General features: G+C 65.8%; 11 protein-coding genes. 6 read left to right on the forward strand and 5 right to left on the reverse strand.

The genetic code is table 11. The features are described from left to right. The first annotated feature begins 155 nt into the window (after nt 1–155). The 4 genes from AC07PT_RS06825 (at nt 156) to AC07PT_RS06840 (ending at nt 7,297) form a co-directional block, all read left to right on the forward strand. On the forward strand, nt 156–1,787 hold the full coding sequence (locus tag AC07PT_RS06825; protein ID WP_494656206.1) for a DNA-3-methyladenine glycosylase 2 family protein: 1,632 nt from the start codon (nt 156–158) through the stop codon (nt 1,785–1,787). A gap of 60 nt (nt 1,788–1,847) precedes the next feature. Then, nucleotides 1,848–2,405: a methylated-DNA--[protein]-cysteine S-methyltransferase gene (locus AC07PT_RS06830; RefSeq protein WP_494656207.1), complete on the forward strand. Its 558-nt coding sequence runs from the start codon at nt 1,848–1,850 to the stop codon at nt 2,403–2,405. Continuing rightward, nucleotides 2,402–3,271, forward strand: a complete 870-nt coding sequence (locus tag AC07PT_RS06835) for a DMT family transporter (RefSeq protein WP_492349143.1) — start codon at nt 2,402–2,404, stop codon at nt 3,269–3,271. The genes AC07PT_RS06830 and AC07PT_RS06835 overlap by 4 nt, the downstream gene beginning before the upstream one ends. A gap of 228 nt (nt 3,272–3,499) precedes the next feature. Then, a complete protein-coding gene (locus AC07PT_RS06840) occupies nt 3,500–7,297 on the forward strand; it encodes an EAL domain-containing protein (protein ID WP_494656208.1) in 3,798 nt (1,265 codons plus the stop codon). Here the strand turns inward: AC07PT_RS06840 and modA are convergent. The 4 genes from modA to AC07PT_RS06860 all read right to left on the reverse strand — a co-directional run bounded on the left by modA (nt 7,276) and on the right by AC07PT_RS06860 (nt 10,773). Then, nucleotides 7,276–8,052 carry a molybdate ABC transporter substrate-binding protein gene (modA, locus tag AC07PT_RS06845; protein WP_492349145.1) on the reverse strand — a complete coding sequence of 259 codons (777 nt, stop codon included), beginning with the start codon at nt 8,050–8,052 and terminating at the stop codon, nt 7,276–7,278. The two genes, AC07PT_RS06840 and modA, sit on opposite strands and share 22 nt — an antisense overlap. 49 nt (nt 8,053–8,101) lie before the next feature. Beyond that, on the reverse strand, nt 8,102–8,497 hold the full coding sequence (locus AC07PT_RS06850) for a type II toxin-antitoxin system VapC family toxin (RefSeq protein ID WP_494656209.1): 396 nt from the start codon (nt 8,495–8,497) through the stop codon (nt 8,102–8,104). A 9-nt stretch (nt 8,498–8,506) separates the two neighbouring features. After that, on the reverse strand, nt 8,507–8,743 hold the full coding sequence (gene vapB, locus AC07PT_RS06855) for a type II toxin-antitoxin system VapB family antitoxin (protein ID WP_494656210.1): 237 nt from the start codon (nt 8,741–8,743) through the stop codon (nt 8,507–8,509). Between the two features lie 134 nt (nt 8,744–8,877). Next, nucleotides 8,878–10,773: a propionate--CoA ligase gene (locus AC07PT_RS06860; protein ID WP_494656211.1), complete on the reverse strand. Its 1,896-nt coding sequence runs from the start codon at nt 10,771–10,773 to the stop codon at nt 8,878–8,880. A gap of 262 nt (nt 10,774–11,035) precedes the next feature. Between AC07PT_RS06860 and AC07PT_RS06865 the strand changes: the two genes are divergently transcribed. Next, a complete protein-coding gene (locus tag AC07PT_RS06865) occupies nt 11,036–12,166 on the forward strand; it encodes an HD-GYP domain-containing protein (protein WP_494656212.1) in 1,131 nt (376 codons plus the stop codon). A 22-nt stretch (nt 12,167–12,188) separates the two neighbouring features. Here the strand turns inward: AC07PT_RS06865 and AC07PT_RS06870 are convergent, their stop codons facing one another. Next, a complete protein-coding gene (locus AC07PT_RS06870; RefSeq protein ID WP_492349150.1) occupies nt 12,189–12,791 on the reverse strand; it encodes an isochorismatase family protein in 603 nt (200 codons plus the stop codon). Nucleotides 12,792–12,975: 184 nt separating this feature from the next. Here AC07PT_RS06870 and AC07PT_RS06875 point away from each other — a divergent pair, with 184 nt between their 5' ends. After that, a complete protein-coding gene (locus AC07PT_RS06875) occupies nt 12,976–13,554 on the forward strand; it encodes a C40 family peptidase (RefSeq protein ID WP_492349151.1) in 579 nt (192 codons plus the stop codon). Nucleotides 13,555–13,620 lie beyond the last annotated feature (66 nt).

Here is a 13,620-nt window from a genome sequence, read left to right on the forward strand (position 1 = left end):
TGTCACTGATCAAAACCGGCACACCACGCGCCGGAACTCCGACCGATTGTAGTGAGGGGAAAGCCTGAGTTGACAAATTCTTACTCATCCGTTTAGGGGAAGGACGGGGTCCGAAAACGGCCAGCGCATCACCCTGCGCTGCGTATCATGCCGGCATGGCCTCACCACCTGTCCCTTCCACGGCGCTGCCCGAAAGCCCCCCCCGGGCGGGTGGGCGGGCGCAGCCCGCGGGGCTGAGCGCCGACCCCGAGGCCTGCTACCTGGCGCTCAGCACCCGCGATGCGCGCTTTGATGGCCACTTTTTCACGGGGGTCACCAGCACCGGCATCTATTGCCGCCCGGTCTGCACGGTGCGTGCGCCCAAACGCGAGAACTGCCGCTTCTTCGAGCTGGCTGCCCAGGCCGAGCAGGCGGGCTTTCGCCCCTGCCTGCGTTGCCGACCCGAGCTGGCCCCGCAGACACTGGCGTGGTCCAGCACCGATGCGCGCCGGATTCTGGCTGCCGAGGCCTCGCGCTGGCTGGACGACCCCAGCCACTGGCCTCAGGTCGGCGAACCGGACGCAGCCCCCGTCATGGCCCGGCTGGCCGCTCACCTGGGGGTGAGCGACCGGCACCTGAGGCGTGTCTTTGAAGCCAGCCTGGGGGTGGCACCCCTGCGTTACCTGCAGACCCGGCGGCTGCTGACGGCCAAGCAGTTGCTGACTGACACCCCCCTGCCGGTGACCGACATCGCACAGGCCAGTGGCTTTGCGAGCCTGCGCCGCTTCAATGCCGCCTTTGTTGAACACTACGGCCTCAACCCCAGCCAATGGCGCAAAAGCCCCGCCGTGGCGGACACCGCCCAGACCGCCATCCGCCTGGCCTACCGCCCCCCCTACGACCAGGCGGGCCTGGTTGGGTTTCTGGCCCAGCGGGCCTTGCAGGGTCTGGAAGCCATTGAGCAGGCCGCCGATGGCCTGCGCGTGGCGCGCACGCTGCGCCTGCCAGCCTTGCACGGCGGAGGCCAACCGCTGATCGGTTGGGTACAGGTGCATTGGCCAACGCAACCGCACCAGGTGTTGTTGACCTGCAGCGAAAGCCTGAGCCCTGCCCTGCCCACCGTGATTCGCCGGGTGCGCCAGTGGCTGGACCTGGACGCCGACCCAGGCGCCATCGACCAGGTTTTGGCGCCCCACTTCGGGCCACTCAACGGCTTGCGCGTGCCGGGCACACTGGACGGGTTTGAACTGGCGGTGCGTGCCATCCTGGGCCAGCAGGTCACCGTGGCGGGTGGGCGCACCTTGTGCCAACGCCTGGTCGACCTGCTGGGGCAGGCACTGCCCGCCGACATCCCACGCCCTGTGGGCCTGACCTGCGTGTTTCCTGATGCTGCGGCCCTGGCTGCTCTGGACGATGGGCAGGGATTGGCCCCCCGCCTGGGCGAACTGGGCATCGTGCGCCAACGCCAACGCGCCCTGATGGCCCTGGCCCAGGCGTTGCTCGCAGGGCGCCTGACGCTGGATGGCAGCGCTCCACTGGCCCAGACCCTGGCCGCACTCACCGACTTGCCCGGCATTGGCGACTGGACAGCCCAGTACATCGCGCTGCGTGCCCTGCGCTGGCCCGATGCGTTTCCGGCTGGCGACGGTGTGTTGCAAGAGCGCCTGGGCACGCGCCAGCCAGGCAGCACGCCGCGCCAGCGCCTGCTGGCCACCGAAGCCGCCTCGGCCGCATGGCGACCCTGGCGCGGCTATGCCGTGCTGCGCATCTGGGGACACGGCCCCCCCACGGCGGCCGACACGGCCTGACGCTGCCCTCCGGGCCCCGCCCCTCCCCACTTCCCCGCATTCACCCCACAGGATTTGCCGATGACCTCCCCCTCTGAACGGGTTCAACTGGTGTTTGACACCCCGCTGGGCCCCATGCACCTCGCAGCCAGCCCACTCGGCCTGGCCGGTGCCTGGTTTGCCGGCCAGCGCCACGCCCCGGCCCGACTCGATGGCCCGGACGCCTGGCCGCTGGCCCCCGGGCACGCCCTGCTGCTGCAGGCCTGTGATGAACTTCAGGCCTATCTGCAGGGGCGCCTGAGGCAGTTCTCCGTGCCACTGGACCTGAACCAGGGCACGCCGTTCCAGCAGGCCGTGTGGCAAGCGCTGCTGCGCATCCCCTGCGGCCAGTTGCAGGGCTATGGGGCCTTGGCCGCCCAGTTGGGGCGGCCCGCCGCGGCACGAGCGGTCGGCGCCGCCGTGGGGCGCAACCCGGTGTCGGTGATCGTGCCCTGCCACCGAGTGGTGGGCGCCGATGGCAGCCTGACGGGCTATGCCGGTGGCCTGGAGCGCAAGCAGGCGCTGCTGCGCCTGGAAGGCCAGGCCCTGCCCGATGGGCCTGCCAGCCAAGCTTTGCTGTGGACCGAGGTGCCCGCATGAGCGCCGCCTGGGTCCTGGAGTTTGTGTTGCTGGCAGCGCTGTGGGGCGCGTCTTTTCTGTTCATGCGTCTGGGGGCCTCCGAGTTCGGCCCGCTGGCCACGGCCGGCCTGCGGGTGATTCTGGCCACGGTCTTTCTGTGGCCCATCATGGTCTCGCGGGGGCAGTGGCCGGCACTGAAGGCCCAATGGCGGTCGATTTTGCTGATCGGCGTGGTCAATTCAGCGATCCCGTTCGCCCTGTACGCCTGGGCCGTGCTGTCCATCAACACCGGGCTGGCGGCCATCCTCAATGCCACCACCCCCCTGTGTGGCGCCCTGTTGGCCTGGTTGTGGCTGGGTGAACGCCCTGGACGCATGAAGGCCTTGGGCCTGGCCATCGGCTTCACGGGCGTGGTGCTGCTGGCGGTGGACAAGGCCAGCTTCAAACCCGGTGGCAGCGGCTTCGCCGTGCTGGCCTGCCTGGCGGCCACGTTCTGCTATGGCTGGGCCGCCAATCTGACGCGGCGCTTCCTCGGTGGGGTGCCCGCCCTGGCCAATGCCACCGGCAGCCAACTGGGCTCAGCCCTGGTGCTGGCCGTGCCCACCGCCCTGTCGTGGCCAGCCCAGGCTCCCAGCCTGCAGGCCTGGGCCGCCATCGCTGCGATCGCGGTGTTTTGCACTGGCATTGCCTACATCCTGTATTTCAGGCTCATCCTGCATGCCGGTCCGGCCCGTGCCATGACGGTCACCTTCGTCACGCCCCTGTTCGCCGTGGCCTATGGTGGCCTGTTTCTGGGCGAACAGATCACGCCATGGATGGTGCTGTGCGGCTTGGTGATCGTTTGCGGCACCGCGCTCTCCACCGGCCTGATACAGATCAAAAAATAGGCAAACGCAGCCCTGGCAGGGGGCCTCCCCGGGTTTGCCCCCCCTTGGACCTGCCCTGGCGCGCCCTGAGGCGGGCCACCATCCCTCTACACTTGTGTTCAGTAACGCAGTCCGGCGCCCTGCCTCAGGCTGAAGGCCTCACCCCAGGCCTTGAGGCCTGCGCCCGGATGCCCGGCTTCAAGATATGAACGAGGTGATGGGTTGATTGACTTTCCGCTTGACTTGGCGGTGAACAGCGGTATCACGGCGACCGTGGTCGGCGTGTTCCTGCTGCTGCCCCCCGGCTGGCTGTTGACCCCCAGCCTTCGACAACGCCTGTTCACAGGCGCGCTGCTGGGCCTGGCCTCAGTGGTGGCCATGTACTGGAACGTGCTGGCGGGGCTGTCGCCCATGGCCGAACTGCGGCCAGCCTACCTGACCCTGGCGCTGTACATCATGGGGCGCCGGGTCGGGCTGATCGCTCTGGTACCGGCTTTGCTGGCGGCCGTGATCCTGCGCACCCCCTCTGCGGACACACAGATGTTGCTGATCTTCATGCTCATGGCCTGGGCCGATGTCTGCCGCCAATTGCTGCGGCGTGAGCGGTCCAAGGCCTCGCCGCGGGTCAGGGTGTGGCTGTCCTTGCTGATGCTGGCGGCAGGGGTGCAGGCTCTGATGCTGCTGGCCAGCCAGTTGGGCTGGTTGAGTGATCAATCGCACGCCCAGCTGTGGCGCTACGGGGGGAGCACCCTGCTGCTGGGTTGCTGCCTGGAGTTGATGCTGGGACGGGCACGGTACGAACTTCAGCTCAAGCGGCGAGAAAACGAGCTGCTTCAGGTACTGGACTCCTCGGGCGGCGGACGCTGGATCTGGGACGTGCCCAAGCAACGGACCACCTTCCAGGGCAGCTTTTACGAACAGTTCGATCTGAGCGGCCCCCGTGGCACCGACCCCTGGAAGGTCTGGTACCAACACTGGCACCCTGACGACGCCCATCGGCTCGAAAACGTCCGACAGGACCTGCTGCGCAGCCCCGACGATGCTTTTGAGACCGAGTTCAGGGTGCACGACCGCGACGGCCGCTGGCACTGGGTGCTGGCACGTGGGCGCATTGTCGAGCGTGACGAACTCGGCCGGGCCAGCCGGGTGGTGGGCATGCACCACGACATCACGGCCAGCCACCAGGCCAGCGATGCGCTGCAACTGTCGCAAGCGAAGTTTCAGACCATCTACGAGGCCTTGCCCGATGCGGCAGGCATCACCCGCATCAGCGATGGCACCTACCGCGAGGTGAACCCCGCTTTCTGCCGTTTGCTGGGCCGCCCGCGCGACGACATCGTCGGGCACACCTCCCTCGAACTCAGCATCTGGGCCAGCCCCGCGGAACGCGAGAAACTGTTGAAATGCTTCCGCGACAAGGGGCAGGTCGACAGCCTGCCCCTGCTGGCGCGCAGCGTTGAGGGCAGCATCATCCCGGGACGCATGTCGGCGCGGCAGATCAACATGGACGGCGAGCCCTGCTTCATCTTCCTGTTCCATGACATGAGCGAGCACCAGTCCATGCAAGATGAGCTGGTGCGGGTGAACGCCCTGCTGCAACAGGCCGGGCGCATTGCCCGCCTGGGGGTGTGGGAAGACTCGCCCGACCCCACCGAGCGTTACTGGTCGGACGTCTGCTACGAACTGCACGGCCTGTCTGCGGGTGAAGGTGTGCCAGACCAGTATGTCGATCAGTTCGTGGCCCTGCCCTACCGTGAGGTCTTCCGCGAGGCGATGCGGCTCGCCGTGCTGGAGCACAAGCCCTTTGAACATGAGATCCAGATCGTGCGCCGTGACCAGCGTGTGGTCTGGGTACAAGCCATGGCCGAGCCTGTGGTTCAGGACGGCCGGGTGCGCCGGGTGCGCGGCGTGATCCGCGACATCGATGAAGCACGCCGCGGCCGTGATCGCCTGCGCGAATCGGAAGAGCGGTTTTCACGCATCTTCCAGGCCATTCCCGACCCCATGGGCATCTGCAGCAAGGCCACCGGGCATTACCTGGAGGTCAATCCCGCCTGGGAGCAGGCCACGGGCATCAGTCGCAACGAGGCCTTGCAAGACACCACTTCGGTGGGCCTGGGTCTGTACACCCAGGCCGATCGCGACGCGCTGCTGAGCATGGCCAACGCCCAGGGCGTGCTGAATGCCTACGAAGTCGATTTCACACCGCGCGGCCACCCGACACGCACCGGCCTGCAATCCATGCAGACCATCGAATTCGATGGCCAGGCCTGTTGGCTGTTCGGCATCAAGGACATCACCGAACGCAAACAGGCCGAACGCCTGGTGCAAGAGCGCGAGGCCCTGCTGTCGCTGACCATTGAAGCCGCCGCCCTGGCCCTGTGGGACCTGAACATGCAGACCGGTGAGGTGGTGGGAGACCGTCAATGGCGTGAACTGCGGGGCCTGCCCCCGGCCGACCCCAGCTCGGCGCCGGAACGCTGGGGCGACGTGGTTCATCCCGACGACCGCGCGCTGGCATTTGCGGCACTGGATCGCCATCAAAACCACCCCAATCAGCCCTTTGACGTGACCTTGCGCCTGCAGCATGGGGACGGCAACGTGCGCTGGGTGCGCAACCTGGGCCGAGTGATTGCCCGCCAGGTCGACGGCAGGCCCCTTCGCATGGTGGGGGTGGGGCTGGACGTGACGCGCCAGCGCGAACAAGAGGCTCAACTGCAGAAGTTGGCCCACTTCGACGCCCTGACCGGCCTGCCCAACCGGGTGCAACTGGCCCAGGCCCTGGAATCGGCCATGCATGAAGCCCGCCAGAGCGGCCAACTGCTGGGGGTGGCCTACCTGGACCTGGATGGCTTCAAGCCGGTCAACGACCGGCTGGGCCACGGTGTGGGTGACCAGTTGCTGGTCGAGATTGCGCGCCGGCTGCAAAGCGCCATCCGTGCCCAGGATCTGGTGGCCCGACTGGGCGGCGACGAGTTTGTGATCCTGCTGACCCAGCCCGAATGCCGAAGGGATTGCGAAGCCACCCTCGGCCGCCTGATGCAGCGCATGGCCGAGCCGGTGCGCCTGGAGGGTGAGGCCCTGACCGTGACCGCCAGCATCGGGCTGACGCTGTACCCCGATGACGACGCCGATGCCGACACCCTGCTGCGCCACGCCGATCAAGCCATGTACTTGGCCAAGCAGGCAGGGCGTAACCGAATCCACCTGTTTGATGCCGAACGCGAACGGGCCTCTCGCGAGCACCACACCCGGCTGGACCGCCTGGCCACAGCGCTGCAGGCCAACGAGTTCTGCCTGTACGTGCAACCCAAGGTGGACATGCAGGAAGGCACGCTGGTAGGGGTTGAGGCCCTGGCCCGCTGGCGCCACCCCGAACAGGGCCTGTTGGGGCCGGGCGAGTTCCTGCCTCAGATCGAAGGTTCCGTGCTGGAGGCGCCTTTTGGTGAATGGGTGCTGACCCATTCCCTGACGCTGCAACGGGAGTGGCTGGCCCAGGGGCTGCGCGTGCCCTTGAGCCTGAACATTTCGGCGCGGCATCTGCAGATGGCCGATTTTCCGCTGCGCGTACAGCAGTTGCTCGCCGAGTACGCCGATGTCCCCACCTCGCTGCTGGAGATCGAAATCACCGAAAGCGCCGCCCTGACCGACATCGATGCGGTGTCGGCCACACTGGTCCAATTGCGCAACATGGGGCTGTCGGTCGCCATCGACGACTTTGGTACCGGCTACTCCTCGCTCACCTACCTGCGCCAATTGCCGGCCGACACGCTGAAGATCGACCGCAGCTTTGTGATGGGCATGATGACCGACATCGGCGACATGGCCATCGTGGACGGGGTGATCGGGCTGTCACGCTCCTTCGGGTTGACCTTGATCGCCGAGGGGGTGGAAACCACCGAGCAAGGCCTGCGCCTGCTGCAGATGGGCTGCCTGCTGGGCCAGGGTTATGGCATCGCCCGGCCCATGCCGGCCCACGAACTGAAGGCCTGGGCCGCCCAATGGCGCGCGCCCGAGGCCTGGGCTCAGGGCTTGGCGAAACCGTAAGTCGCCAGAATCTCCTGGGCAGGCGCCGAACGCACGTAGCTGATGAAGCTCTGGGCCAGGGCCTGGTTCTTGCCTGCAGCCACCGGTGCGATCGGGTAGCTGACCCGCGTGCCGGTGGGCACCGTGAAGGCAATGCGCACCCGGTCTTTCTCGATCAGGGCATCGGTGCGGTACACAAAGCCGGCGTCCACCTCGCCTCGCGCCACATAGGCCAGCACCTGGCGCACACTGTCGGCGTAGATCCAGCGAGGTTGAAAATCGGCCTCCAGCCCGGCGGTCTTCACGGCTTCCAGGGTGTAACGCCCTACGGGTACGGTGGCCGGGCTGCCGGTGGACAGGCGCTTGAAAGCCGGACTGGCCAGATCGGCCAGGGCCTTGGGGGTGGCGGTGGAGGTGACGGGCTGCACCAGCACCAGGGTGTTGGCCGCAAAGTCGACCCGGCCCGGCGCCAGCAATTGCGCGGCCGCCGCTCGGTCCATGGTTTCCTGGTCTGCCGAAGCGAACACGTCCACCGGCGCGCCCTGGCGGATCTGCTGCAACAAGGGCCCGGAAGCCGCAAAGTTGAGCACCACCTTGCTGCCCGGGTGGGCCTTCTCAAAGGCTTTGGCAATGTCCTGAAACGCATTGGTCAGGCTGGCAGCAGCTGACACGGTCAGCTCCTGGGTAGGGGCCTGGGCCAGGGCAAAACCCGGTGCCAGGCCCATCAAAGCCAGCAGAACAAGCCTTCGGGGGGCGCGGATGAGGAAGTGGTCCATGATCGCTATTCCGTTAATGAATAGCGAATAGTAAGGCCATCCACCCTGATCAATGGGCATTCACCCAGTTCTCGACCCTCAGGCCCGGGAAAGCCAGAAAATCAGACTCGTTGTTGGTGACCAGCACCACCTGCAGCGCCAGGGCATGCGCGGCGATCAGTTTGTCCAGGGCATGCCGATTTCGCTCACGGTGTCGTGCCCGCGAAGGTCCGTAGGCGCGCGCTGCACCGGTTTCAAAAGCAGCCACCGTGATGTCTTCGAGCAGGCTGCTCAGAGCCGCCTGATTGCGTGCCTGAGCCTCGCCAGAGCACGCGACGCCGTACTCAAGTTCGGTCAGCGTGATGGCCGAGAGCACGACATCCCCGACATAGCAAGCCGCAAAGCGTTCACGAACCTCCGCAGGCTGGTGCTTCATCAGGTAGATGCAGATGTTGGTGTCGAGCATGTAGCGGCATCAAAGGGCCTCACGCTCACCGGCCTCGACCTGCTCACGGCCGTCGGCCATGAAATCGGGTGAAAACTGGGCTAACTTGCCCAGCACATCGCCCATTCGGCGACGCGCCGGTCGAATCAGCAACTCGTCGCCTCGACGCTCGATGACCAGATCGAGGTCCCATTGGGTGTAGGCCAGTTCGGCAGGGATGCGAACCGCCTGGGAATTGCCGTTCTTGAATAGCTTGGTCTGAATCACGGCGGCCTTGAAAACAAAATAGGATGTACACGTACATCCCATTTCGGATTTCTGGGCTGTCAAATCAGGACCCGATGAACTGGCCCCGTCACGTTCAGACGGTGCTGGCCTGCAGGCGCGGCGTGGGGCCGTGCTCAGCCAGGTTGAACCATGTCGCGCACCTGCTGCAGGGCCGCGGGATCGTCCATGGTGGTCAGGTCACCCGGGTCGCGGCCTTCGCACACGGCCTGCAGGGCCCGGCGCAGCAGTTTCCCGCTGCGTGTCTTGGGCAGCACGTTGACGATCAGCACGCGTGCCGGGCGGGCCACGGCGCCCAATTGGCCGTCCACCACCTTCATGATCTCGCCTTCCAGCGCCAGGCGGGCCGCTTCGCTGTCGACCGAGGCCGCGTCCTTGGGCACCACGAAGGCCATGGCCACCTGGCCCTTGAGCTTGTCGGCCACCCCGACCACCGCCACCTCAGCCACGTTGGAATGGCTGGAGATGCTTTCCTCGATCTCGCGGGTGCCCAGGCGGTGCCCGGCCACATTGATCACGTCGTCGGTGCGGCCCAGGATGAAGAAATAACCATCTTCGTCGCGAATGCCCCAGTCGAAAGTGCTGTACACCAGCTTGCCCGGAATGCTCTTCCAGTAGGTGTTCACGAAGCGCTGGTCATCACGCCACACGGTCTGCATGCAACCCGGAGGCAACGGCCCTTCGATGGCCACCACCCCTTTCTGGTTGGGGCCCTTGAGTTCTTCACCGGTGGACTCGTCGAACAGCTTGACGTCGTAGCCATACATGGCCAACCCCGGGCTGCCGAACTTGCTGGTCTGGGCCTGCACGCCGTTGGCCAGCGTGAGGATGGGCCAGCCCGACTCGGTCTGCCAGTAGTTGTCGATGATGGGCACATTGAGCGCACTGCTGATCCACTGTGCGGTGGGCTCATCCAGCGGTTCGCCCGCCAGGTACAGGGCCTTGAGGCTGGACAGGTCGTACTTGCTCAGGTAGGCCGGGTCCTGCTTCTTGAGCACGCGCACAGCCGTGGGGGCGCTGAACATGCGGGTGACCTTGTATTTTTCGACCAAATGCCACCAGATGCCGGCATCTGGGCGGGTCGGCAGGCCTTCATAGACGATGGTGGCCATGCCGGCGATCAGCGGGCCATAGACGATGTAGCTGTGACCCACCACCCAGCCGATGTCGCTGGTCGAGAAATAGGTCTCGCCCGGATTGCCCTGGAAGATGTGCTTCATGCTGGCGGCCAGGGCCACGGCGTAGCCCCCTGTGTCGCGCTGCACGCCCTTGGGCTTGCCCGTGGTACCGCTGGTGTACAGGGTGTAGCTGGGGTGGGTCGAGTCCACCCACTCGCAAGGCACACGGGTGTCCAGGTGCTGTTGGCGCAGATCGGCCCAGCGGTAATCGCGGCCGGCCGCGCAGTTCATGGGCACCAGCCCACGGTCCACCAACAGCACCGCGGCGGGCTTGTGCGCGGCCAGACTGATGGCGGCATCGAGCAAGGGCTTGTAGGGCACGGGCTTGCCACCACGCGAACCACCGTCCGCACTCACGATCACCACCGGCTCGGCATCATCGATGCGCGAGGCCAGGGCGCCGGAGGCAAAGCCCCCGAACACCACGGTGTGCAGCGCCCCGATGCGCGCGCAGGCCAACATGGCAAAGGCCGCCTCGGCAATCATGGGCATGTAGATCAAGACCCGGTCGCCCTTGCCCACACCCAGTGATTTGAGCGATGCAGCCATGCGCTCGACCTCGCGCTGCAGCTCGGCAAAGGTGTAGACCCGCTCGGTGTTGGTCTCGGTGGACACCGCGATCAACGCAGCCTGGTCACCGCGGGTGGCCACATGGCGGTCCACCGCGTTGTGGCACAGGTTGGTGGTGCCACCGACGAACCAGCGCGCAAAAGGCGGGTTGCTGTCATCGCAAACCTGCTGGGGCGCCTGTTGCCAGTCGATCAAGGCCGCCTGTTCGGTCCAGAAGGCGTCGCGCTCCGTCAGGGAGCGCTGGTGGAATTGTGCGTAAGTCATCCGGTTGATCTCCTCTCACCGACTCTGGGACCCCCCGCTGCAAGCCGGGCTGGGGGCTTGGGTCTATTCAATTGAATTCATAATTATTCATCAGGGGCTTGCTCAGACCTGACACGCGTCATCTCGACCTCACAGGCCCCAGCACGAGGCCATCCCGGCCCGGCCCGGCAACACAGCTTGATTTGCATCAAGAAAGCCCGATACTGAACGCTTGTCGCCCCTGACATCGGTGCTCCAATCACGCGGGCGCGCTCCACGCTCCATGACCGAAATACCCATTCCCCACTTTGTCGACCTGTTTGCAGGCGCCCGCAGCCTGAGCGAACGCCTGCGCGAGATGCACGAGCATCTGCGAGCCGCCGTGCCCTCGCTTGACCGCGTCGCCTGTGCGCTCTATGACGAGAGCGAAGACCGCCTGAAAACCTTTTTGCACAGCACCCGCACCGGTGAGGCGCTGCGCGGCTATGAGTTTCCCCTGCACGAAAGCCAATCGCTTCTTGCCTTGGCACGCAGCGGCGAATTGCGCGTGCTGGACCACATCCCCAAGGTCATCGGCCAGGGCAGTGAGCATGCCCAATGGCTGAACCAGCAGGGCTACCAGTCGTCGTTCACCGTGCCCATGTATGGCCAGGGAACGCTGCTGGGCTTCGTGTTCTTCGACTCTCTGCAGCCCGAGGTCTTCAACCCCACCGTACAGCGCGATCTGGTGCTGGCCTGCAGCCTGATCAACATGATGATCAGCAGTGAGATGGCCACGGTGCGCATGCTGCTGGCGTCGACTCAGATCGCACGGGACTTTGCCAACCTGCGCGACTTCGAAACCGGGGCCCACCTGGAGCGCATGTCGCGCTACGCACGACTGATTGCGCGCGGCGTGGCGCCGCGCTATGGGCTGAATGACGAGTTTGTGGAGAACATCTACCAATTCGCGCCGCTGCACGACATCGGAAAGATCGGCATCCCCGACCGCATCCTGCTCAAGGAGGGCTCACTGGACGCCGACGAGCACCGAATCATGGAAACCCATGTCGAACTCGGCTGTGCGCTGGTCGGCAAGATGATGGGCGACTTCAAGCTCAATGACCTGCCCAATTCGGCGATGATGCACAACATCGTGGCCTATCACCACGAATTGCTCGATGGCTCCGGCTACCCGCGGGGGCTGAAAGCCCCCGAGATCCCGATCGAGGCCCGCATTGTCACCGTGGCCGATATCTTCGATGCGCTGACCAGCCCCCGCCCCTACAAGGAAGGCTGGCCGACCGACCAGGCCCTGAGCGAGTTGCAGCACATGGCCGAGGCCGGGCAGCTTGACCCGCATTGCGTCGCGGCCCTGGCCCAGGAGCGAGCCACCATCGAAGACATCACGCGCCGCTTTCGCGACAGCGCCTGAGGCCCGGTCCGCCGCCAGCGGCTTATTTGATCAGGGCCTGAACCGCCTTGAACTGAGGGTGCTCGGCGGTGCGCAGCCATTCAAACAGCACCATCTCGGTGGTCACCAGTTCCGCACCGGCACCAGCCAGGCGGTCAAAGGCCGCATCGCGGTTGCGTTCGGTGCGCGAGCCGCAGGCGTCGGTCACCACCCAGACATCGAATTCGTCTTCGAGCAGATCGAGCGCGGTCTGCAGCAGGCACACATGGGCCTCGCAGCCGGCCAGCACGATGGCGCTGCGCTCGGGCTCACCCTGGGCCGGTTTTTGCAAATGCTTTGGCAGGCTTCGCGCATTGCCCTGAACCGGCTTGGCCGGCGGGCGCAGCCACTCGGACAGGCCCTCTTCGCAGGCGCTGAAATGCATCTTGGCCAGCGTCTGCTGGCACAAGGCCCTGAGCTCGGGTGCGTTCTCGCCCAGCTTGGAAGGATTCTGCTCGGTGCCAAACACAGGCACCTGCAAAAGGCGGGCCGCACGGGCCAGGCGCTGCGCGTTTTCGAGCACCAGCGGGCCTTCATGGATGGCGGGCATCAGGCGGGTTTGGTAGTCGACCAGCACGAGCTGGGATTCCTGGGCGTCAATCAACATGGTTCTTCTCTCATCATGCCGGCCTACAGCAGGCCACGGCCCTTATTAGAACCCAGTCCCGCCCCCGGATGCCCGCCCCGGGTGGCCCTCCGCCCTGCGACAGATCAACGTCAACCCAGGTGCCGGTGCTTTCTCGTGAATCCCCGCTTGACTTGAACCTGACAGGTCGTTAACCTCTGCGCCCATGTCTCGTTGGCTCTGCCTACTCCTTCTCGGCCTCACGATCTTCGGTTTAGCCCTTCGGGCTCAGGCGGCGCCATCGACCCAGCCGGTCGACGACGTGGAACGCCTGCTCGCCGACCGAGGCCTGCTCACCCAACTGAGCTATGTGCGTCAAAGCCTCAGCAGCCGTGCTTCCGAGCTGGTGGTCAACGCCATGGGCTTTCTGGGCGTGCCCTACCGCCGCGGCGGCAACAACGCCGAAACCGGCTTTGATTGCAGCGGCTTCGTCCGAGCGATGTACGAGCAGACCGTGGGTCTGGTGCTGCCACGCCGCGCCGACCAGCAGGCCGCCGCCACCCAGACCATCGACAAGCAAGAACTGCAACCCGGCGACTTGGTGTTTTTCAACACCATGCGCCACGCCTTCAGCCACGTGGGCATTTATGTTGGCGACGGTAAATTCATTCACTCTCCCCGCACAGGCAGCCAGATCCGTGTCGAAGACATGCGCGACAGCTACTGGCAGCGCCGCTTCGATGGCGCCCGCCGCGTGAACGTGCCCTCGGTTTCTGCCTCGACCGACAACGTCAGCCCACGCTGAAGCCCAGAGCGCCTTGATCGTCTTGATCGCCCTGGCCTCTTGAGCGGCCCCCACCTGCCGGGGTCG

This window comes from Curvibacter sp. GW821-FHT09D12 (assembly GCF_059416245.1).

Bases quoted from the DNA above. Each gene is read 5' to 3' on its own strand.
- AC07PT_RS06860 (WP_494656211.1), bottom strand. From the start codon at position 10,773: ATGACTTACGCACAATTCCACCAGCGCTCCCTGACGGAGCGCGACGCC.
- AC07PT_RS06865 (WP_494656212.1), top strand. From the start codon at position 11,036: ATGACCGAAATACCCATTCCCCACTTTGTCGACCTGTTTGCAGGCGCC.
- AC07PT_RS06875 (WP_492349151.1), top strand. From the start codon at position 12,976: ATGTCTCGTTGGCTCTGCCTACTCCTTCTCGGCCTCACGATCTTCGGT.
- AC07PT_RS06850 (WP_494656209.1), bottom strand. From the start codon at position 8,497: ATGCTCGACACCAACATCTGCATCTACCTGATGAAGCACCAGCCTGCG.
- AC07PT_RS06870 (WP_492349150.1), bottom strand. From the start codon at position 12,791: ATGTTGATTGACGCCCAGGAATCCCAGCTCGTGCTGGTCGACTACCAA.
- AC07PT_RS06835 (WP_492349143.1), top strand. From the start codon at position 2,402: ATGAGCGCCGCCTGGGTCCTGGAGTTTGTGTTGCTGGCAGCGCTGTGG.
- AC07PT_RS06825 (WP_494656206.1), top strand. From the start codon at position 156: ATGGCCTCACCACCTGTCCCTTCCACGGCGCTGCCCGAAAGCCCCCCC.
- modA (WP_492349145.1), bottom strand. From the start codon at position 8,052: ATGGACCACTTCCTCATCCGCGCCCCCCGAAGGCTTGTTCTGCTGGCT.
- AC07PT_RS06830 (WP_494656207.1), top strand. From the start codon at position 1,848: ATGACCTCCCCCTCTGAACGGGTTCAACTGGTGTTTGACACCCCGCTG.